The organism is Staphylococcus sp. AtHG25, assembly GCF_003217445.1.
Lineage (GTDB): Bacteria > Bacillota > Bacilli > Staphylococcales > Staphylococcaceae > Staphylococcus > Staphylococcus haemolyticus.
In genome coordinates this window covers 25,404-46,458 of the sequence record NZ_QJSN01000015.1, presented here as the reverse complement: position 1 = coordinate 46,458, position 21,055 = coordinate 25,404, and the positions used below count along the sequence as shown (strand labels likewise).

General features: G+C 35.4%; 18 protein-coding genes and 1 pseudogene. 6 read left to right on the top strand and 13 right to left on the bottom strand.

The window, feature by feature from the left end:
- The 7 genes and pseudogenes from BDW31_RS10345 to BDW31_RS10315 all read right to left on the bottom strand — a co-directional run.
- The coding region (locus tag BDW31_RS10345; protein ID WP_110709621.1) for a poly(glycerol-phosphate) alpha-glucosyltransferase at positions 1 to 1,067 on the bottom strand (1,067 nt) is incomplete at its 3' end.
- Between the two features lie 114 nt (positions 1,068 to 1,181).
- Positions 1,182 to 4,904 (bottom strand): annotated as a pseudogene (locus BDW31_RS13015) (E domain-containing protein); the annotation flags it as partial.
- Positions 4,905 to 5,248: 344 nt separating this feature from the next.
- Entirely contained in the window at positions 5,249 to 5,785 is a 537-nt protein-coding gene (locus BDW31_RS10335; RefSeq protein WP_162838998.1) for a YwhD family protein, read from the bottom strand.
- Between the two features lie 40 nt (positions 5,786 to 5,825).
- Positions 5,826 to 7,142: an HD domain-containing protein gene (locus BDW31_RS10330; RefSeq protein WP_172592541.1), complete on the bottom strand. Its 1,317-nt coding sequence runs from the start codon at positions 7,140 to 7,142 to the stop codon at positions 5,826 to 5,828.
- A gap of 19 nt (positions 7,143 to 7,161) precedes the next feature.
- The gene (locus BDW31_RS10325) at positions 7,162 to 7,638 is read right to left on the bottom strand and encodes a GNAT family N-acetyltransferase (RefSeq protein WP_037552452.1); all 477 of its coding nucleotides are present in this window, start codon (positions 7,636 to 7,638) and stop codon (positions 7,162 to 7,164) included.
- Between the two features lie 115 nt (positions 7,639 to 7,753).
- Positions 7,754 to 8,290 (bottom strand): flavodoxin family protein, encoded by a 537-nt coding sequence (locus tag BDW31_RS10320; RefSeq protein WP_037537391.1) that lies wholly within the window; start codon positions 8,288 to 8,290, stop codon positions 7,754 to 7,756.
- Positions 8,291 to 8,534: 244 nt separating this feature from the next.
- Positions 8,535 to 9,470, bottom strand: coding sequence for an aldo/keto reductase (locus BDW31_RS10315; protein ID WP_053025363.1), 936 nt, complete (start codon positions 9,468 to 9,470; stop codon positions 8,535 to 8,537).
- A gap of 129 nt (positions 9,471 to 9,599) precedes the next feature.
- Here BDW31_RS10315 and hypR point away from each other — a divergent pair, with 129 nt between their 5' ends.
- The 3 genes from hypR (at position 9,600) to BDW31_RS10300 (ending at position 11,785) form a co-directional block, all read left to right on the top strand.
- Positions 9,600 to 10,040 carry a redox-sensitive transcriptional regulator HypR gene (gene hypR / locus BDW31_RS10310; RefSeq protein ID WP_037537387.1) on the top strand — a complete coding sequence of 147 codons (441 nt, stop codon included), beginning with the start codon at positions 9,600 to 9,602 and terminating at the stop codon, positions 10,038 to 10,040.
- Positions 10,027 to 11,349: a hypothiocyanous acid reductase MerA gene (merA, locus tag BDW31_RS10305; RefSeq protein ID WP_110709618.1), complete on the top strand. Its 1,323-nt coding sequence runs from the start codon at positions 10,027 to 10,029 to the stop codon at positions 11,347 to 11,349. Before hypR ends, merA begins: the two co-directional genes overlap by 14 nt.
- A 232-nt stretch (positions 11,350 to 11,581) precedes the next feature.
- Positions 11,582 to 11,785, top strand: coding sequence for a cold-shock protein (locus BDW31_RS10300; RefSeq protein WP_011276653.1), 204 nt, complete (start codon positions 11,582 to 11,584; stop codon positions 11,783 to 11,785).
- Positions 11,786 to 11,915: 130 nt separating this feature from the next.
- Here BDW31_RS10300 and BDW31_RS10295 read toward each other — a convergent pair whose 3' ends face one another.
- The 6 genes from BDW31_RS10295 to pta all read right to left on the bottom strand — a co-directional run bounded on the left by BDW31_RS10295 (position 11,916) and on the right by pta (position 18,106).
- A complete protein-coding gene (locus BDW31_RS10295; protein WP_011276654.1) occupies positions 11,916 to 12,257 on the bottom strand; it encodes a YuzB family protein in 342 nt (113 codons plus the stop codon).
- Positions 12,258 to 12,464: 207 nt separating this feature from the next.
- Complete coding sequence (locus tag BDW31_RS10290) at positions 12,465 to 13,541, bottom strand: phosphomevalonate kinase (protein ID WP_016930864.1); 1,077 nt, start codon at positions 13,539 to 13,541, stop codon at positions 12,465 to 12,467.
- 12 nt (positions 13,542 to 13,553) lie between these two features.
- The gene (gene mvaD, locus BDW31_RS10285; RefSeq protein ID WP_011276656.1) at positions 13,554 to 14,537 is read right to left on the bottom strand and encodes a diphosphomevalonate decarboxylase; all 984 of its coding nucleotides are present in this window, start codon (positions 14,535 to 14,537) and stop codon (positions 13,554 to 13,556) included.
- A gap of 4 nt (positions 14,538 to 14,541) precedes the next feature.
- The gene (mvk, locus tag BDW31_RS10280; RefSeq protein ID WP_011276657.1) at positions 14,542 to 15,465 is read right to left on the bottom strand and encodes a mevalonate kinase; all 924 of its coding nucleotides are present in this window, start codon (positions 15,463 to 15,465) and stop codon (positions 14,542 to 14,544) included.
- 809 nt (positions 15,466 to 16,274) lie between these two features.
- Positions 16,275 to 17,117, bottom strand: coding sequence for a lipoate--protein ligase family protein (locus BDW31_RS10275; protein ID WP_016930863.1), 843 nt, complete (start codon positions 17,115 to 17,117; stop codon positions 16,275 to 16,277).
- Complete coding sequence (gene pta, locus BDW31_RS10270; protein WP_011276659.1) at positions 17,117 to 18,106, bottom strand: phosphate acetyltransferase; 990 nt, start codon at positions 18,104 to 18,106, stop codon at positions 17,117 to 17,119. Before pta ends, BDW31_RS10275 begins: the two co-directional genes overlap by 1 nt.
- 173 nt (positions 18,107 to 18,279) lie before the next feature.
- On the opposite strand from pta, the gene hemQ reads away from it, so the two are divergent.
- The 3 genes from hemQ to BDW31_RS10255 all read left to right on the top strand — a co-directional run bounded on the left by hemQ (position 18,280) and on the right by BDW31_RS10255 (position 21,011).
- A complete protein-coding gene (hemQ, locus tag BDW31_RS10265; RefSeq protein WP_016930862.1) occupies positions 18,280 to 19,029 on the top strand; it encodes a hydrogen peroxide-dependent heme synthase in 750 nt (249 codons plus the stop codon).
- A 749-nt stretch (positions 19,030 to 19,778) separates the two neighbouring features.
- Entirely contained in the window at positions 19,779 to 20,546 is a 768-nt protein-coding gene (locus tag BDW31_RS10260; protein WP_011276661.1) for a threonine/serine exporter family protein, read from the top strand.
- A gap of 12 nt (positions 20,547 to 20,558) precedes the next feature.
- Complete coding sequence (locus BDW31_RS10255) at positions 20,559 to 21,011, top strand: threonine/serine exporter family protein (RefSeq protein ID WP_011276662.1); 453 nt, start codon at positions 20,559 to 20,561, stop codon at positions 21,009 to 21,011.
- The last annotated feature ends 44 nt before the right edge of the window (positions 21,012 to 21,055 follow it).

Below are 21,055 nucleotides of genomic sequence, written 5' to 3'. Positions count from 1 at the left end.
TAAATAATTCTGAATTTCTCTTTTACGCTTAAATCAGGATAATTCAATAAGTGCGTCGTTTCATACGTATCTTCATCAATCATTGAAAGAATACCGTTCGCCACTTTTTGAGCAGCTTCAAGATATTTAGGATTATTCTCATGTTTTAAATATTCACATATAGCGAATATAAATGAAGCATTTTGTCCTAATTTAATTTCATTAGCATCTTCCGTATCATCATAGATATATGCTTTATCTTCAACTTCAAGTAATTGATTTGAAATAACATAATCAATTGCCTTTTCAACAGGTTGTAAACTTGTGCCTAAATAGGCTAATCCTTCTATTAAAGCATATGTAGAAGATGAATGTCTTAAAATATTATAAAATCCAATTTCATTATCAAAATGTGGGAAATATCCATAAATATACTTACCATTATCTAACAACATATTCTGTAAAAAATGAGTGCTACTTTCAATTAATTGATCAATTTCATTCTCTAAATGAGCTACTTTTCTTAAACCTTTTCTATAACCATTACTATATAGTTCATATACTTTCTCATTACCTATGAAGAAACCATGTGTATAAAATTTAACAACTTCTTTTTCATTATAAAATTCACTAGAAAATGCCTTTTTATTAGTCGTATATTTACGTAAATAATTATTAATATTTTTTTCAGAAAGAAATAATTCTTTAGTAGAATTATCTGGTCGAACAAAAGCATTCGCATTAATTTCTTCAGGTAACACTGCTAAATTCCATTGACTATCAAATGCTATACCAAAATCCACATAATTACGTCTTGTATTAATCAATTCTTTTCTTAATTCTTTAAATAGAACTTTTTCTGTTGACGTAATAATATCTAATTTAATCCACTCTGGAAACTGACCTGTCTTCTTTTTAAATTTAAGTGCTAATTTCGAAATATCTTGCTTAAGATAATTAGTTTTTTTGATTAATTTAACTTGGGCTTTGATATTAGGTTTACCCAAACTTATAAAAACATAATTATTAATTTCGGATTTATTGTTTACTTCGGTTAATAATTTATCTAATTTATAGTCAAAATCCATAGTTTTCTCCTTATTAATTCTATTTATATCAATCTATATCATAGTATTTAAAAGAAAACCAGGCCTTTCATGGCCTGGTTTTAAATTTCATTGAGCAAATATAAAGACTACCTATTATTTTTCTTCATTATTTTTGTTTTTACGACGGCTGCCCACTAAGAATAGTCCTCCAAGTGCAGCAAATAATGAACCAAATAATGTGCCATTATTTTGAGTGTTATTACCAGTATCAGGTAATTCGTTATCATTTGATTTATCTGCTGTGTCATTATGATATTTGTCAGCATCTGCGTCAGCATCTGCGTCTGCGTCTGCATCTGAATCAGCATCTGAATCAGCATCTGAGTCTGCATCTGAATCAGCATCTGAATCAGCATCTGAGTCTGCATCTGCATCTGCGTCTGAGTCTGCATCTGAGTCAGCATCTGCGTCTGAGTCTGCATCTGCGTCTGCGTCTGCATCTGAATCAGCATCTGAATCAGCATCTGCGTCTGAGTCAGCATCTGCGTCTGAGTCAGCATCTGCGTCTGCATCTGCGTCTGCGTCTGCATCTGCGTCTGAGTCTGCATCTGCGTCTGAGTCTGCATCTGAATCAGCATCTGAGTCTGCATCTGAATCAGCATCTGCGTCTGCATCTGCGTCTGCATCTGAATCAGCATCTGAGTCTGCATCTGCGTCTGCATCTGAATCAGCATCTGCGTCTGCATCTGCGTCTGCATCTGAATCAGCATCTGCGTCTGCATCTGCGTCTGCATCTGAATCAGCATCTGAGTCTGCATCTGAGTCTGCATCTGAATCAGCATCTGCGTCTGCATCTGCGTCTGCATCTGCGTCTGCATCTGCGTCTGCGTCTGCATCTGCGTCTGAGTCTGCATCTGCGTCTGCGTCTGCATCTGCATCTGCGTCTGCATCTGAATCAGCATCTGCGTCTGAGTCTGCATCTGAATCAGCATCTGAATCAGCATCTGAGTCTGCATCTGCGTCTGCATCTGCGTCTGCGTCTGCATCTGCGTCTGCATCTGAATCAGCATCTGCGTCTGCGTCTGCATCTGAATCAGCATCTGAATCAGCATCTGCGTCTGAGTCTGCATCTGAGTCAGCATCTGAGTCTGCATCTGCGTCTGCGTCTGCATCTGAATCAGCATCTGAGTCAGCATCTGCGTCTGCATCTGAGTCAGCATCTGCGTCTGCATCTGCGTCTGCATCTGAATCAGCATCTGCGTCTGCATCTGCGTCTGCGTCTGCATCTGCGTCTGAGTCTGCATCTGCGTCTGCGTCAGCATCTGCATCTGCGTCTGCATCTGAATCAGCATCTGCGTCTGAGTCTGCATCTGAATCAGCATCTGAGTCTGCATCTGAATCAGCATCTGAGTCTGCATCTGAGTCTGCATCTGAATCAGCATCTGAATCAGCATCTGCGTCTGAGTCTGCATCTGAGTCAGCATCTGAATCTGCGTCTGCATCTGCGTCTGAGTCTGCATCTGCGTCTGAGTCTGCATCTGCGTCTGCATCTGAATCAGCATCTGAGTCAGCATCTGCATCTGCGTCTGAGTCTGCATCTGAATCAGCATCTGCGTCTGCATCTGCGTCTGAGTCTGCATCTGCGTCTGCATCTGCGTCTGCATCTGAATCAGCATCTGCGTCTGCATCTGCGTCTGCGTCTGCATCTGCGTCTGCATCTGCGTCTGCATCTGAATCAGCATCTGAATCAGCATCTGAATCAGCATCTGCGTCTGCGTCTGCATCTGCGTCTGCATCTGCGTCTGCGTCTGCATCTGCGTCTGCATCTGCGTCTGAGTCTGCATCTGCGTCTGCGTCTGCATCTGCATCTGCGTCTGCGTCTGCATCTGCGTCTGCATCTGCGTCTGCATCTGCGTCTGCGTCTGCATCTGAATCAGCATCTGAATCTGAATCAGCATCTGAGTCAGCATCTGCATCTGCATCTGCGTCTGCATCTGAATCTGCATCTGCATCTGAATCAGCATCTGCGTCTGCATCTGAGTCAGCATCTGCATCTGCGTCTGCATCTGAGTCAGCATCTGCGTCTGCATCTGCGTCTGCGTCAGCATCTGCATCTGAATCTGAATCTGCGTCTGCATCTGAATCTGAATCAGCATCTGCGTCTGAGTCTGCGTCTGAGTCTGCATCTGAGTCTGCATCTGAATCTGCGTCTGCATCTGAATCAGCATCTGAGTCTGCATCTGCGTCTGCATCTGACTCTGCGTCTGCATCTGCGTCTGCATCTGAATCAGCATCTGAGTCAGCATCTGCATCTGCGTCTGCGTCTGCATCTGCGTCTGCGTCTGCATCTGAATCAGCATCTGCGTCTGCATCTGCATCTGCGTCTGCATCTGCGTCTGCATCTGAATCAGCATCTGAGTCTGCATCTGCATCTGCGTCTGCGTCTGCATCTGAGTCAGCATCTGCATCTGAATCTGAGTCATCTTTAGCACCATGGATGATTACTTCATCTTGTGGTTCTTCAATGATTTCTCCAGTTTCAGGATCTTTCAAGCCATCTTTACCTGGGATAACTTTAGTTTCACCTTCTGGTAAGTTTGGATCAATTTCTTCACGAGTACCATGAGGAATAATTTCAGGTGCATAGTTAACAATTTCGTCTGTTGGTTCTTTCGTTACTTCCGCTGTTGGATCGCCTTCGCCTACTTTTTCTCCTGTTAATGGATTAATTGTAGTTGGTGTTGTTGTTGTTTTTTCACCATTTTCACCTTTTTGAGCTACTTTATCAGGGCTACCAGGTTCCATTGTTGGATCTAATACACGCTTAGTTTCATATGGAATTTCTTCTTTAGTAACCTCTGGTTCACCTGCTTTTGGTCCATGTTTTGTGACATCGTCAACTGGCGGTGTTACCACTTCACCTGTTTCTGGGTTCTTAATTCCTGGTTTACCTGGTACTTCTTCTGTACCATCGATTGGTAAGTTTGGATCGAACTCATCTTTATGACCTTGTGGTACTTCTTCTCCACCGAATTCAATAATTTCATCTGTAGGTGGTGTAGTAATTTCAGTTGTTGGCTTACCTTCACTTACTTTTTCACCTGTTAATGGATTTTTCGTTGTTGGTGTAGTTGTCGTTTTCTCTCCTGGTTTACCTGGTTGTTTCACATTCTCTGTACCTGGTGGTAAATCTGGATTGAATTCACGTTTTGTTTCATAAGGTATTTCTTCTTTTGTTACTTCAGGGTCTCCAGCTACTGGACCATGTTTCGTTACATCGTCTACTGGTGGTGTTACTACTTCACCTGTTTCAGGGTTCTTGATTCCTGGTTTACCTGGCACTTCTTCTGTACTATCAATTGGTAAGTTTGGATCGAATTCATCTTGGTGTCCTTGAGGCACTGCTTCAGGTGCAAAGTGTACAATCTCATCAACTGGATTTTTTGTTACTTCTGTTGTTGGTTCACCACGTTCAACTACATCTCCTGTATCAGGGTCAACTTTAGTTGGTGTAGTTGTTGTTGATTCTCCATCTTCACCTTTTTGTACAATAACGTCAGGTGATCCTGGTTCTAGAGTTGGATCAAACTCACGAATAGTTTTATGAGAAATTGGTTCTTTCGTTACTTCCACATCATCAATTAAATCAGCTTGAGGCGTTGTAATTGTTACACCTTCAAGATTTGTTCTCATAATTCCATCAGAATATCTATTTTGCATATGACTTGAAGTAATTGAAAAATTATATTTTTGAGATTTATCGATTCCTAAATCATCTGTAGTAGCTGTCCAAGTCTTACCTGCATATGTAGCATTTATTGTACTTGTTGCTGCATCATAATTTAATACTACATCATTTAATCTTTGGCCATGGAAATTACGGTTCTGTTGCAAAATTAAAAATCATGTAATATTTATACTGAAAAAAGAAAAATAATTAATACTAACAAAACTCTTTACTGTTAAAACAATATTTGCTTTTATAGTTTTGTATAGATGTGCATATAATTTTAACTTTGCAACAGAATCGTAATGAGCATGATAGATAGTGAATATCATATTGGTGAACCTTTAAAATAATTACTGAGTATTCATAGCCAGATTTGATTGGAACAAAAGATTTTAATACTATTGAAATTAAATAAGCCATTAAGTGTATTTATACAAATGCACTTAATGGCTGTTTTAAGCGTAGTGTCCTACTCCTAATACTGTTTATATTATTCAAAAGCTTTGAATAATTCCTCACTAGAATTATTCCACATCTCTTCATTATGAGATTTTAAAAAGTCTGCTAAAACTTTTTTATTTTCCTCACCAATGTGGTCAATGATAATTTTATGTTTCATAGATTTATCCATCATATTAACATGTTCAGGCATACTTTTATAACCACGTCGTATACTTTTGTTAACTAATAAATAACATGCAGTAACACCAGCATAATATGGGCCACTCTCACTACGTTCAGTAGTCACCCAGCAAAGCCAATATTCTTTAGCTTCTTCGCCTTCAACTTCCGATTTGTCATTTATCCATTTAACACCTTTTTCAACTTGAGCACGTGCATGCATACCACCTATATCTATAAACGCCTCTTTATTCGCAACATCTATAAATACTGGTGCAATATTATCTAAACTAATTGAGCCAATATTCGTCCCTTTATGCCCATCAAGCGGGTCATTCTTGATAATATTAAATTTAAAACCTTTGTTCTCAGACACACATGACACCTCCGAAAAACTTGAATTCATAATCTCTATATTATGCGTTATATATTAAAGTTTCAATGGCTTAATTCAATTCATTAAGTAGATTAATAATAGAACCCTTAGTTTGTGGATTCTCAATATTAAGAATCATTTCTTTAGGATAGTATAATTTATAATCTTCACGATTAATACCTGTAATACTTGAAATAACGAGTGATTGACTACTAATTTCTCTAATACTACCATTACGTCTTAATAAATGTATTGGTTGTCTATTAGAACCAGGTCGATCATAATCATATGGTAAATCAGAGAAAGCCTCACTAACAAAATAATAGTTCGGATCAATATTACCTTCTATGAACAACTCTTGTAGCTCAGTAATAGTAATAATTGAACCATCAAATGGAATATATTTAAATAAGTCTCTATTTATAAAACGACGTGCTAAATCACTGAGAATTGCATCATCTTCTTGTATCCATTTCTTCAAATAATAAAGTACGACGACTTCATCTAAATCAACGTATTGCTCAATTGTAACCTTCTCTTCAAAAAAAGGAACAAAATCTTCTGGGTACATCTTAAAATGGTACCCCTCATTGTACAATTGTTTAACACGTTTCAAACAATTATTTAACAATACTTCTCCGCCTCTACTAACAGGATGAAAGTATATTTGCCAATACATTTGATAGCGACTCATTATAAAGTTCTCAACGGCATGCATTCCACTCTCTTTAATAAGAACTTCATCTTTAGATGGTCTCATTAAACGTAAAATACGTTCCATATCAAATGTGCCATAAGAGACGCCCGTAAAATAAGCATCTCTTTGTAAATAGTCCATTCGATCAGCATCAATTTGCGATGAAATCATAGAAATTACAAGTTTATTTTGATGCGTTTTGTTAATTACTTCTGCAACTTCTTTAGGAAAAGTACTCGATACGCGACTTAAAACTTCATTAACTTCAGTAGGTCCAGTAATAATTGCTTGCGTAAAGGCTTCATGGTCTGTATTGAATATCTTTTCAAAACTATGTGAAAATGGACCATGACCTAAATCATGTAATAATGCTGCACATAATGCCAATGGTCTATCTTCATTGTTCCAAGCGTCTCGTCCCACAAATGATTCGTCAATCATGCGTCGCACGATTTCATATACACCTAAAGAATGGCCAAAACGACTATGCTCTGCAGTATGAAAAGAAAGATATAATGTGCCTAGTTGCTTAATACGACGTAAACGTTGAAACTCTTTTGTCTTAATAAGATCCCAAATAAGTTGATCTTTGACGTGAATATATTTATGAATAGGGTCTTTGAATACCTTCTCTTCAGCTAATTTCTGTTCAACATAAGGTGTTTGCGTCAAATAAATCCTTCCTCTCATTACAGTATAGTCATAGCGTTTATATACTTCTCTTCATTAAAGCTAAATCCATTTGTTCTCCATACATTTCTGGTTGATAAGAACGTACGATTTCAAAATCATTATTTTGATAGTATTGAATTGCATCTTTATTTTTATTATCAACTTCTAAAAATACTGCATCATATTTACCGTCAAATTGTTCTAATCCTTTCTTAAGTAAACTAGAACCATAACCTTTATGTTGAGATTCTGGATGTACATAATGCGCAGACAAATACAATTCTTTACCATAAATGAAATTAGCAAAGCCAATAATTTCATCATTATCTTCGGCTACTAAAAATAGTTGTTCTTCTAAACGTTTCTTTAAATGTTGCTCATTATAAGAAGCAGCTAATAACTCATTTATTGTTGATGCTGCATAAATATTTAAATATGTGTTATACCATGCCTTAGTAGCAACATCTCTAATTGCTACGACGTCATTTGGTGTAGCTTCTCTGACTTTAAACATACTTGATTCTCCTGACTTTACTATGGAATTAATAATGAAATTATATCACAGTACTTATACAATCGCTTAATATAGAATATTTATCGGCGTAGTTTAATATACTTTTGAATTAGGCTTACGCTAATGTTTCATTCCATTCTTTAGCTCTTTCTAGTGCAAACGTATCTTTCGAAATATCACCTGGACGTTCAGCGGTACCAATTATATATCCATTAAGTTCAGCACCAATAAAATCTAATGTATATTTCATTTGAGTAATACCTGGCTTAGCTTTCACTTTAGGGCAATCTCCACCAACTAAAATAAGTCGAAAATCTTTCTTTGCCATTTTTTCTTTAAAGTCCTTGTAGTTGTTGTCTATTAAAGTTTCAGACCAATGATCGATAAATGCCTTTAAAGATGCAGAAACACTATACCAATACACCGGTGATGCAAATATGACTGTATCACTTTCTAAAACTTGATCAATGACCTGTTTATAATCATCGTTATAGCTTGTAATATCTCTATTATCGTGACGAAAGTCTCTTACAGGATTGAATTGATAATCGGTTAAGTCAATCCATTTATAATCTAATCCCTCAACTGCTAACTTAGTAAGTTGTGCTGTATTCCCCTCTGGACGACTTCCTCCAAATAAAACTGTAATCATTTTTATCACTCTCTCTTAATTTATATAAAAAAACTATTTCCTTTTTCATTGTTAACAACATAAACACTTCATACTTACTTAATATTTTACATATTTGCACAGTACCCTTATTTCACGTAATATATGTGTATTTTTAAAAATAAAAAAGAATAATTACTATTTATTTCAGTTATAAAAAACTCTTACACACATATAAACGGTGTAAGAGCATCAATTACTTTATTTAATTTTACCTTAACTTATTTTATTCAATCGGAAATAATTCATCAATTTTGTTCAGTTCATCATCTGTTAATTGAATATTTGCCGCTTCAATATTTTGCACAACTTGTTTAGCACGTTTCGCACCAGGAATCACCACATCTAACGCTGGACGCGTTAAGTAGAATGCTAGAACCACATTAGCAATAGATGTGTTATGAGCTTCCGCAATGCCTTGTAATTGTTTCACTCGTCGAACATTATCATTAAATACTTCCGGTTGGAAATCACGACGAGGTGCACGATGATCATCAAACGTTTGATTTTCCTCATACTTACCAGCTAAGATGCCTGATGCTAATGGGAAGTATGGTATAAATGTAATATTGTTTTCAGCTGCATATTTCATGACTTCTTCATTTTCACGATGTAATAAGTTGTATTCTAATTGCACTACATCGACATAACCATCTTTATTCGCTTCCTTAAGTTGTTCTAATGAGAAGTTAGACACGCCTATCGCTTTAATCTTGCCTTCATCTTTAAGTTCTTTTAATGCAGCAACTGCTTTATCTTTCGGTGTATTTTCATCTGGAAAATGAATATAGTATAAATCAATATAATCTACTTGAAGGCGTTTCAAGCTATTCTCAACTTGCTGTTTTAAATAATCTGGATCATTATTTTGTACGACTTCATCATTTTCTTTAATAACATGTGAACCTTTCGTTGCAATTTGAACTTGTTCACGAGGATACTCTTGAACTACTTGGCCAACTAATTCTTCAGAACGTTCAGGTCCATAAATATAAGCTGTATCTAGTAACGTAATACCGTTGTCAATTGCTTTACGTACAACATCTTTACCCTGTTCTTCATCTAAATTTGGGTATAAATTGTGACCACCTACTGCGTTTGTACCTAATGCAATTGGAAATACGTGAACATCTGATTTACCTAATTGTACTAAATCTGCCATCTATAATCGCTCCTTTATTCTATATAACTACATATAGTTTACCCATTTCTTATTATGACATTCATATTGACTTTTGATGAGCAATGCATTTTAATGTAACTAATCAAGTTACATTAAAGGCGGTATCCTATGAATTTAGAATTCAACATTGCAGTACACGTGCTAAGCTTTCTTACTAAGCATTCCGAAGAACAATTCAATAGCCAGGATTTAGCAGAACTTACCTGTCTTAATCCTGTGCAACTAAGGCGCGTTACCACTACACTTAATAATCAACAATATATAGATTCAATTCGTGGAAAAGGTGGTGGCTATCGAGCTAATGCGCACACTCCAACCATTACCTTAGATACACTGTATCAACTTTTCGTGTTAGATAAATTACCAACACAACGTATTTTTACTGGTAGCGAAGAAAGCCATTGTACAATCTCTAGAAATATCGCAATCACTATGAATAAATACAAAGAGCAAGAAACTGCACTAGCGCTCAACTTTTATCGTAACTTGACAATTAACGACGTAATTAAAGAAACACTTCAGGAGGACACATCAAATGACACATTTTAATTTATTAGTTATTGGTTTCGGTAAAGCAGGAAAAACACTTGCCAAGTACGTGGCATCACAAGGTCAACACGTCGCTTTAGTAGAACAATCCTCAGACAACTTTGGCGGCACATGCATAAACCACGGCTGTATACCCTCTAAAGTACTCGTACATGATGGGATTGACAGCATCGATTTTGACACTGCCTTTTCAAGAAAAAAAGACGTAGTCAGCGCACTAAATAAGAAAAACTATGATAACTTAGCAAATGATACAAACATTGAAGTATTCAATTACAAAGCGCAATTCAAATCTAATACTGAAGTTAATCTACTAGACGAGGATGGTGCTATTGTACATACTTTAACTGCGGATAGAATTGTTATTAATACAGGCGCAAAATCGAATATTCCATCTATCCCGGGTATCGAAAGTGCTAAACATTTATTTGATTCACAAGGTTTATTGAATATTTCATATCAACCTAAGTATTTAGTAATCATTGGTGGAGGCTATATCGCCTTAGAATTTGCTTCAATGTTTGCTAATTTTGGCTCAAAAGTCACAGTTATAGAACACGGCGAACATATCATGCCACGTGAAGATCAAGACGTGGTTGCACATGCAATTAAAGATTTAGAGGACAAAGGGATTACCTTTGTCACAAATGCAGATACGCTAGAATTTAAAAATAACAACAACCAAACGACAATTGTAACTTCTAAAGGCAATTTCTCAGCTGACGCTGTATTGATAGCTACAGGTCGTATACCTAATACTGATTTAGCGCTTGAAGAAACTGGTGTTGAACTTGGTGAACGTGGTGAAATCAAAGTGAATGAGCATCTTCAAACTTCAGTCGAACATATTTATGCTGTTGGAGATGTCAAAGGCGGGCTACAATTCACTTATATCTCTCTGGACGACTTTAGAATTCTAAAATCTACACTATATGGTGACCAATCGCGTACTACACTTAACCGCGGTACAATTCCTTACACTGTCTTTATTGATCCACCATTTTCTCGAGTAGGTTTAACAGCGAAAGAAGCTCAATCTCAAGGCTATAATTATAATGAAAATACATTACTTGTCGCTCAAATTCCGAGACATAAGATTAATAATGACGCTCGCGGCATTTTCAAAGTTGTTATCGATAAAGATACTGATTTGATTTTAGGTGCTACACTTTATGGAAAAGAATCAGAAGAAATTATTAATTTAATTAAGTTAGCAATTGATCAACATATACCTTACCAAGTTCTAAGAGATACTATTTATACTCACCCAACTATAGTAGAATCCTTTAATGATTTGTTTAATATTTAAAAAATTTTAATTTATTAAAATACTGTCATACTAGTACTTCAAGAGATATAAATTCAACTTATCAATATTTTTAAAAATAAAAAGCTTTACTTATTAATAAATAACAGTTATAGTTAATCTAACGTAATAAAAGCTCGTGAATTTAAATGTAGTGTGTTTGTTTAGAATACTCTCTTTTTTATAAATGAATTTGTTACAAATATTCGTGCAAAAGCACATGGAGGTATTCTATATGAATAACGGTACAGTAAAATGGTTTAACGCAGAAAAAGGTTTTGGTTTCATCGAAAGAGAAGACGGAAGTGACGTATTCGTACACTTCAGCGGTATAGCTGGTGAAGGTTACAAAACTTTAGAAGAAGGTCAAAAAGTTGACTTCGATATTACTGAAGGTCAACGCGGCGAACAAGCAACTAACGTTGTTGTACTGTCATAGGATTAGACCTAATTAAGCGCTTAGAAGATAAATATCTTCTAAGTGCTTTTTTTATTACAATAAAAAAGCTACGACAATATTCAGGTTAGAATACACTCATAGCTTAAGTTTATAATATAACTTGATTCCTCTATTTTATCGCCTTACGTTTAGCTAATTTCTCTTTTAGCTTTCGATCTTGTTCTTCTTTACGGCGTTTACGTTCCTCATTACGCTTTCTTAATCGTTCTTCTTCTTCCGGATCTCTTGGTTTTTTTAGCTGAGCTGTGACTTTTTCTAACAATTCGTCTTCAGTAAGCGCAGCAAGTGGTCGATTATTGACGAAGGCAAACGTTTTTCGACGTCCAGGGCCACAATAAGATTGACAGCCGATTTCAATTTCTGCTTCTGGATCTAATTTTTCTAATTTTCTTTTCAAAGTTTTGATATTTACCGCCTGACATTCATCACATATTAAAAATTTATTTTTCACCTTGCCACCTACCTTTCTATATTGTCGTTTCTATCCTAAATTTTGAAGCATATTAATACGAATCAATGAATTTAACTCTAATTATTTTACTCCTTTTACAAGAAAATTCAAGCCTATCATTAAAAGTCATTCTCTTCCATAATAAAAAAGAGCAAGACGCTGATTCAACATTTGAATTTAGTCCTACTCATTTATTAGTTTATATTATTATTGTCCATGATAAATTTTAAATTTTAACGGTTTAATACCATGTGATGCCCATTCATTATAAATACGATTTTTATCAATGCGATTATCAATAATGGCGATTCCGCAATCACCACCGCCAGCACCTGATGTCTTGGCAGCAGCACCATAACGTTCTCCAATATCACATAACATTTTTAAATTTTCAGTTTCAATGTCGACTGTCGCTTCATTATCCATTTGTTGAATAATCATACGATTTTGTCGAATCATTTTCTGAACACCTTTAATATTATTTGTTTTAAACGCATAGATAAGATTTTCAACACATGTATGAGATTGATCAAGGAATCTTCCATAAAAAGAAGGATCTGATTTTAAGCGCTTCACTTCACTGACTAAATGAGGTGATGAAGCAGGCGAACCTGTCCAACCGATTAAGACTTCCATATTCTCTGGGGCCTGTAAAGGTTCAATATGAAGACCCGGCCAATTTTTTTCTAATACTTCATTAACTGATGTTTCTTCCATCTGTTGTTTGACCCAATCGTGATCGAAAGTACTATAAGCTAGCCAGCCACTGTATACACTTACAGCTATATCACCACATGAGCTTAAACTTTGTAATCGCATATTAGAAATGACTGCAAGTTTATAAATATATAGGTTAGATAATTGCATATCGTAAAACTCATTTAATGCTTTGACGACTGACACTAAAACTGCCGCACTAGAACCAAGCCCATATTTATTACCTGAAGCATCATCTAAATTACTATCGATTTCTAAATGAAAATGCTTCAATTTGACGTTGCAACTTCTCGCATATTGTTCGAAAACTTCAATTGCAGTTACAACATACTTTAATTGACTAGCAGCATTAGCATCGGAGATATCAATTTTATCTTCATTGCGATTAAACGTTACAGGTTCATAATGTAATGTCTTGGAATGAATCGTACTTGTTACTGCATTAGAAGCTTCAATTGAAGCTGTAACAAATCGATCGACCGCAATTAAGACAGACTTATATCCTGGCTCAGTCACTGCATATTCACCTGCTACATAAAGCTTTCCTGGTGCTTTCACCTGAATCATTATATCTCTTCCTTACTTAATTATTTCGACTCCTGATTGGGTAATGTCACTTGTGATGATTTGTGATTGATCAAATTCTTGTAAGAATTTATCTACGATAGCTTGTTGATTTTTCTTTTCAATCAATACTTTAACGTTAGGACCCGCGTCCATTGTAAAGTAGCAAGGTAACCCCGCTTCTCTACATTCATGAACGATGCGCATAGCATCATAACTTTCTGGTACTAAATATGTAAATGGAGGTTGTGCTCCCAAATTAGTTGCATGCATGCGTAAACCATTAGCTTCAATAACTTCACCCATACGCTTGAAATCTTTTTGAGCAATGGCTTCTTTAATCTCTTTCAAATCTGGTTCAACGTTATCTAACCAATATTGATAAAAACGTGATGTATCACGTGTAAGTGACATGCCTGAACGACTGGATACCTTTTTAGATTTGTTATTAATAACAACAAAAACCATAGCCAATTCATTTTCCCAGCCATCCGCTTCAACACGGTGTGCAAAGGAAGTTTCATCGTCATTTCCTTTTTCCCATTCAGCAAATCCACCATAAATACTGCGAGATGCTGAACCAGACCCACGACGCGCTAATCGTGAAAGATCTTTATCAGACAAACCTAATTGTAGAGCTTCATTACACGCACCGGCTAATGCAGCATATGCACTTGCTGACGAAGCTAAACCTGCAGCTGTTGGAACAAAATTCTCACTTTCAATAAGCGCATGTTCTGAAATCCCAGCTTCTTTACGAATCATTTCCATATAACGTTGAATCTTAGCGCTTTCCTTAGCATTTACAGCTTCCCCGTTAAGAATTAACTGATCTTCTGTTAATGTTTCATCAAATGTTACACGTGTTTCAGTGTAAAAACGGTCTAGTGTAACTGACAAACTATTATTCATTGGTATGATTAATGCCTCATCGGCTTTACCCCAATATTTAATCAGTGCAATATTCGTATGTGCGCGTGCTTTACCATTCTTTTTCAATGGTTTATCCTCCTAACTTCTCAATCCATGTATGTTGTGCACCAGCTTTTTCAACTGCAGCGACAATATTCTTAGCTGTTTGCAATTCTTTAGCTAAGATAAGCATACTACCACCACGGCCGCCACCTGTTAATTTGCCAGCGACTGAACCATTCTCTTCTCCTAAGCGAAGAAACATTTCTATTTTGTCGTGACTCACCGTCAATGTTCTTAAGTCATCTTGACATTGATTAAAGATTGTAGCTAATTGATCAAAACTATGATGCTCAATCGCTTCACTAGCTGAATACACTAAAGAACCAATATGTTTAACAACTTGCATATAATTCTTATCATTATCACACAATTGATGCACATCTTCGACTGCTTGTTTAGTAGAACCTTTAACACCTGTATCGATAACTACCATATAACCATCTAAATCTAAGGTCTTTAATATTTCAACTTCGCCCTTTTGATACCAAACAGGTTGATTCGTAACGATAGTCTTAGTATCTATACCACTTGGTTTACCATGAGCTATACGTTCTGCCCAGTCTGCATTTTCTAATAATTCTTTATCAGTTAGTGGTAAACCTAAATAATCATAGCTTGCTCTTATGAAAGCGACAGCAACGGCTGCACTTGATCCTAAACCTCTAGATGGTGGTAAATTTGCTTGAATTTTTATTAATAATGGCTCTTCTACCTTTTTATTCTCTACGAAATGGCCAATTAAAGATTTCAAATGTTCTGGCGCATCATAAAGTGGTCCATCATAGACATCACTTTGTATCGCTGAGTAATTACCTTTTTCTAAACTTTCGATTAAGACTTTTACTTTTCCTGAAGTAAACGGAATCGCAATTGCAGGTTCACCAAATGTTACCGCATGCTCCCCGATTAATATTATTTTGCCGTTAGACTCCCCATAGCCACGTTGTACCATGATATCTCACCTTTAATATTCTTTCTGAAAAATTATTTTCGAGGTCAGTGGATATACTTATCATGCATATATCCTAAATCTTTCAACTCTATAAATGCCTATGTCAATTTGTATTTAAATTACTGACCTTTTATCGTAGCGTGTACGCAAATTAACTTTATAATTGCATGTCATAGTCTATCCACATTTTTGTAACCTTCTTCGACTTGAATAAAAGATAGACTCAGTTAATTTAACTTTAAAACTTAAAAATATTTATACCCTAAAATTAAAATCTCTAACATACTGTCATGTTAGTCTTTTAATTAAGATGGCCTTCGTTCTTGATTAATCTCCACCATCAATATATTAAAATGATACACAATCTACATCGTTTTTATATTAATCCACCTAAACTATATTACTATAAAAAGTAATAGGAATATAGCAATTTATAATAAATTTGATATATAATTCCACCTAAAATTACATTATTCCAAATGAAAAGGGAGTAGAACAGAAATAATATTTTCTCAGAATTTATTTCGTTGTATCCCCAGCTTGCTTAGCCTGTAGAATTTCTTTAGGAAATTCTCTTTGCTGGGGCCCCGAACCCCAACTTGCTTATCTTGTAGTATTTCTTTAGGAAATTCTCTTTGTTAGCGCCCCGCTTACGAGGCAAGGATGACTAGGTTTGAAAAAACGCTTGACGCAAGCGCATTTTCAAACCAGTCAGCTACTGACAACATGATAAAGTAGGCTGAGACATTTTATTTTGTCCCAGCCTATTTAACTGTATCAAATTTTCAATTTTAAAAGTTGTTTCACGCTTAATCAGCTTCTATTGAACGATTCATCTTCTCATTACGATCTATCATCTTGTCGAAGTAACCTTCATAACGTGTCCATTCATCTTCAGTGATTGGATCCATATTCAGATTACCACCTAAATCTTTAATAGCGTGTAATAATTGGAACATCACATCTTGGACTTTAATCTCTCGCCCAAACAACGTTTCCAGTGATGCCATACATTCAGGTTGTATATCCGGATATTTAAATTTAGTCACTTCGCCTTTAAGTGCATGTTCATAGAAGACACGCATCATTTCCGCGCGTTCTGAACCTGATCCTTCAACACAAAGATATATTTGCACTGCAATACCACCACGTACACGACGTTGTGAAATGCCGGCAAACTTTTTACCATCAATGCTTAAATCAAATTTTCCTGGGCAATATGAGTGCTCAATCTCTCGTGTATCAATCTCTACATCTTCATTTTCAAACATTTTGCAAATCAATAAATACATTACTGTAAATGCTTCATCAATTGTCGTTTCCGTTTGACCTTTGAAAATAAGTGAGATATTTAATACTCCTTGATCTAACACGACACCAAGACCACCCGAATTCCTCACAATTGCGTTATAACCTATTTCATCAGTTAAATATCGAATACCATCTTTAAGGAATGGTAAGCGCGAATCATGAATACCGAGAATAACGGTATGTTGGTGAATCCATGTTCTGACCACATTGCATGATAAATCTTTACCTACGCTTTCTGAAAACGTATCGTCAAAAGCAAATGATTGCATTGGCGCTAAACCAGACGAATGGTCTACATAGCGCCAATCGATATCATTAAAGTATTTACTCGCTAAGTCCATTATTGTAATGTTTGAGCAGCTGTAATGATTGATAATTTATAAACGTCTTCAGTTGAGCAACCGCGTGATAAGTCGTTAACAGGTGAGTTTAAACCTTGTAATACAGGACCAACTGCGTCAAAACCACCTAAACGTTGAGCAATTTTGTATCCAATATTACCTGCTTCTAAACTTGGGAATACAAAGACATTTGCATTACCTTGAATTTTAGCGCCTGGCGCTTTTTTCTCAGCTACTGAAGGTACAATAGCAGCATCAAATTGGAATTCACCATCAATTACAACGTCTGTTAAGCCTTCAGATTCTACTTTTTCTTGAGCTAATTTAACTGCATTTGCTACTTTATCAACATCGTCAGATTTAGCTGAACCTTTAGTTGAGAAGCTTAACATAGCAACACGTGGGTCCATGCCGAAGCTTTTAGCTGATTTCGCACTTTCAACTGCGATTTCTGCTAAATCAGATGATTCTAATGTTGGGTTAATTGCACAGTCACCGAATACATATTGTTGATCATCTTTAATCATAAAGAAGATACCAGAAGTTTTAGATACGCCTGGTTTCGTTTTAATGATTTGTAATGCAGGGCGAACAGTATCTCCAGTTGAATGTGCTGCACCACTTACTAACCCGTCAGCATGACCAGCGTAAACTAACATCGTACCGAAATAGTTAACGTTATTTAATAATTCATCAGCTTGTTCTTCAGTTGCTTTACCTTTACGGCGTTCAACGAATGATTTAACTAATTCTGGTTTTAATTCGCTTGTAGATGGATTAATGATTTCGATGTCTGAAACATCTAATCCTTTATCTTTAGCTAATAAGTTAATTTTGTCATAGTCACCTAAAACTACAGGTGTTACATAGTCAGTTGCTTGTAATTGTGTAGCAGCTGTTAACACACGCTCATCTTCACCCTCAGGTAATACGATTTTGACATTTTTTCCTGAAAGTTTTTCTTGTAATACATCTAATAAACTAGACATAATGCCCTCCTAAATAATTTCATAATAATATTTTGCACTCTAATTATACTGTATTTATAGTGATATTTCCATTTCACTAATTTGTAATCATTTAAGTATGTTTACTAATTCTCTTTATGATAAAATTTAATCTGTAATAAATAATAATAATCAATTTTGAAGGAGCGATCCACATGAGTGAAGCAGCTGAAACTTTAGATGGTTGGTACAGTCTTCATTTATTTTATGCTGTAGATTGGACAACATTTAGACTAGTACCTGAGGATGAACGTGAAGCTATGATCAATGAATTCAAGACATTCATTAACGATAAAGCTAGTGCTAGAGAACAACAAGCTGGCGACTATGCGCTATATAATATTACAGGTCAAAAAGCTGACATTCTATTATGGTACTTACGTCCAGAAATGAAAGAACTTAATGAAATTGAAAATGAACTCAATAAACTTCGTATTGCTGATTTCTTTATTCAAACATACTCATACGTATCAGTGATTGAATTAGGTAATTACTTAGCAGGTAAGTCTGATGAAGATCCATATCAAAACCCACATGTTAGAGTGAGACTATATCCTGAATTACCTAGAACAGAGTATATTTGTTTCTATCCAATGGATAAACGTCGTAATGAGACTTATAACTGGTATATGTTACCAATGGAAGAACGTAAGAAATTAATGTATAACCATGGTATGATTGGTCGACAATATGCAGGTAAGATCAAACAATTCATCACAGGGTCAGTTGGTTTTGATGACTTTGAATGGGGCGTAACTTTATTCTCTGATGATGTACTACAATTCAAGAAAATTGTATACGAAATGCGTTTTGATGAGACAACTGCTAGATATGGAGAATTTGGTGGTTTCTATATTGGTCACATCTTAAAAACAGATGATTTCGAACACTTTTTTGCTATCTAAACTTGTTATTATATAAATCTATTTTGTGATATTCATAACTTGTTCCCTTCTAAGCTTGCTTGAACATGGCTTTGAAGGGAACTTTTTATTTATAGAAATAAATTGATAATGGAACTCTAATGTATCTCTAACAAAGATGACGTGCCAAACTTTATAAATGCCCACAATATCTTATTTTGATAATAGTTTAATAGACGAATATTTAGGGAATAGCTATTAATCGCCACATTTAAATAGGTTTTAAAACAACGATAACCTGAGGCACTTACTATGCCTCAGGCTATTATAGTGTAGTATATGTTTTGGGAGAACTTAATTACTACTCTGAACATTAACAACTATGAAAATATTGTCGCTACTCAATATTATTCATAAATTGCTAACTAATTATTATTTAACCAAATTGTAATATTTTGAAACATTATAGAATGAGTTTGTATATATTTTTTATTTTAAATGTATTGCAACATTATACTATAACGATTAATGTACACTCTTTTTAATTTTTTAACATTTAATTGTTATATTTTCTTCATTTTAAAGCGCGAATTTTCTAGGCATTTGTTATAAACAAACATACTTAATGTGTGAGATTCTTTTTATAAGAGTGAATCAGAGCTTAGAAACTTTTAATATAAGCGTGCTTACTTCAATTAGCTACTTTAATTTTGTATCATAAACCTAAAAGGCTTTTATATCTTAGACTCATTGACTATAATTATGAGTACATCTTAACGAATGGTGATGAAATGGATAATACACAAATACACGAAAATGCAGATGAAAAATTAATTAAAGACGTTGTCATGATGGCTGGACGCATATTATTGGAGTCCGGTGCTGAAGGTACACGTGTTGAAGATACAATGACACGTATTGCACGTAAATTAGGCTATCCTGAGAGTAATAGCTTTGTTACCAATACTGTTATTCAATTTACATTACATAATGAATCTTATCCTCGAATTTTTAGAATTAATTCACGTGATACGAATCTCATTAAAATTTCTCAAACCAATGAAATCTCACGCTTAATCACAAAAGGTGCAATTACGCTAGAAGAAGCTAAATTAAAACTTGAGAATATATATGTCGCTAAACGTGATAGTAGTTTACTATTCAAGGGAATTGCTGCTGCCATTATTGCCATTAGTTTCCTATATTTACAGGATGGCAAACTTGTCGATGTTATCACCGCATTGTTAGCGGGTGGCTTAGGTTATCTTGTAGTTGAAATACTAGATAGACGTTTACATGCGCAATTTATTCCAGAATTTTTAGGGTCACTCGTTATAGGAATTATTTCAGTACTTGGTCATTATTTATTACCCACAGGTGATCTTGCAACAATTATTATTGCCTCTGTAATGCCTATTGTTCCTGGAGTACTTATAACAAATGCCATTCAAGATCTATTTGGTGGACACATGCTTATGTTTACAACGAAGTCCTTAGAAGCACTCGTCACTGCTTTTGGTATTGGCGCTGGCGTTGGTTCAGTTTTAATCTTAGTTTAGGAGTGGGAATGAATGTTTTGGATATTAAACTTAATTTTTAGTTATACCGCTTCACTTTTTTTCTGTGTGATCTTCGATGCGCCTAGGAAACTCTATCTCTCTTGTGGATTTGTAGGAGCATGTGGTTGGATGGTTTACATTCTTTTTTATCAAGGTTTAAACACACATACGATCTACTCAAGCTTCTTCGGAAGTTTAGCGTTAGGTTTAATTAGTCACTATATGGCTCGTACAAAGAGGGAACCAGCAATTATCTTCATGGTACCTGGAATTATTCCTCTTGTACCTGGTGGTCTAGCGTTCGATGCTACTAAGAATTTAGTACTATTAGACTTCAGTAAAGCGATTAATACAATGCTTGAAGTAACACTCATTGCTGGCGCCATTGCGCTCGGCTTATTATTTGCAGACCAAATTTCTAAAATTATATTATCTGGTTTTGCAAGAACACGAAAAAGAATATAACATCATTTATACTATTGTTGATAATAGAAAAGCGCGTGGCTCCC

Coding starts and splice junctions, on each gene's coding strand:
- BDW31_RS10335 (WP_162838998.1), bottom strand. CDS start 5,785: ATGAATTCAAGTTTTTCGGAGGTGTCATGTGTGTCTGAGAACAAAGGT.
- BDW31_RS10330 (WP_172592541.1), bottom strand. CDS start 7,142: ATGAGAGGAAGGATTTATTTGACGCAAACACCTTATGTTGAACAGAAA.
- BDW31_RS10325 (WP_037552452.1), bottom strand. CDS start 7,638: ATGTTTAAAGTCAGAGAAGCTACACCAAATGACGTCGTAGCAATTAGA.
- BDW31_RS10320 (WP_037537391.1), bottom strand. CDS start 8,290: ATGATTACAGTTTTATTTGGAGGAAGTCGTCCAGAGGGGAATACAGCA.
- BDW31_RS10315 (WP_053025363.1), bottom strand. CDS start 9,470: ATGGCAGATTTAGTACAATTAGGTAAATCAGATGTTCACGTATTTCCA.
- hypR (WP_037537387.1), top strand. CDS start 9,600: ATGAATTTAGAATTCAACATTGCAGTACACGTGCTAAGCTTTCTTACT.
- merA (WP_110709618.1), top strand. CDS start 10,027: ATGACACATTTTAATTTATTAGTTATTGGTTTCGGTAAAGCAGGAAAA.
- BDW31_RS10300 (WP_011276653.1), top strand. CDS start 11,582: ATGAATAACGGTACAGTAAAATGGTTTAACGCAGAAAAAGGTTTTGGT.
- BDW31_RS10290 (WP_016930864.1), bottom strand. CDS start 13,541: ATGATTCAGGTGAAAGCACCAGGAAAGCTTTATGTAGCAGGTGAATAT.
- mvk (WP_011276657.1), bottom strand. CDS start 15,465: ATGGTACAACGTGGCTATGGGGAGTCTAACGGCAAAATAATATTAATC.
- BDW31_RS10275 (WP_016930863.1), bottom strand. CDS start 17,117: ATGGACTTAGCGAGTAAATACTTTAATGATATCGATTGGCGCTATGTA.
- pta (WP_011276659.1), bottom strand. CDS start 18,106: ATGTCTAGTTTATTAGATGTATTACAAGAAAAACTTTCAGGAAAAAAT.
- hemQ (WP_016930862.1), top strand. CDS start 18,280: ATGAGTGAAGCAGCTGAAACTTTAGATGGTTGGTACAGTCTTCATTTA.
- BDW31_RS10260 (WP_011276661.1), top strand. CDS start 19,779: ATGGATAATACACAAATACACGAAAATGCAGATGAAAAATTAATTAAA.
- BDW31_RS10255 (WP_011276662.1), top strand. CDS start 20,559: ATGTTTTGGATATTAAACTTAATTTTTAGTTATACCGCTTCACTTTTT.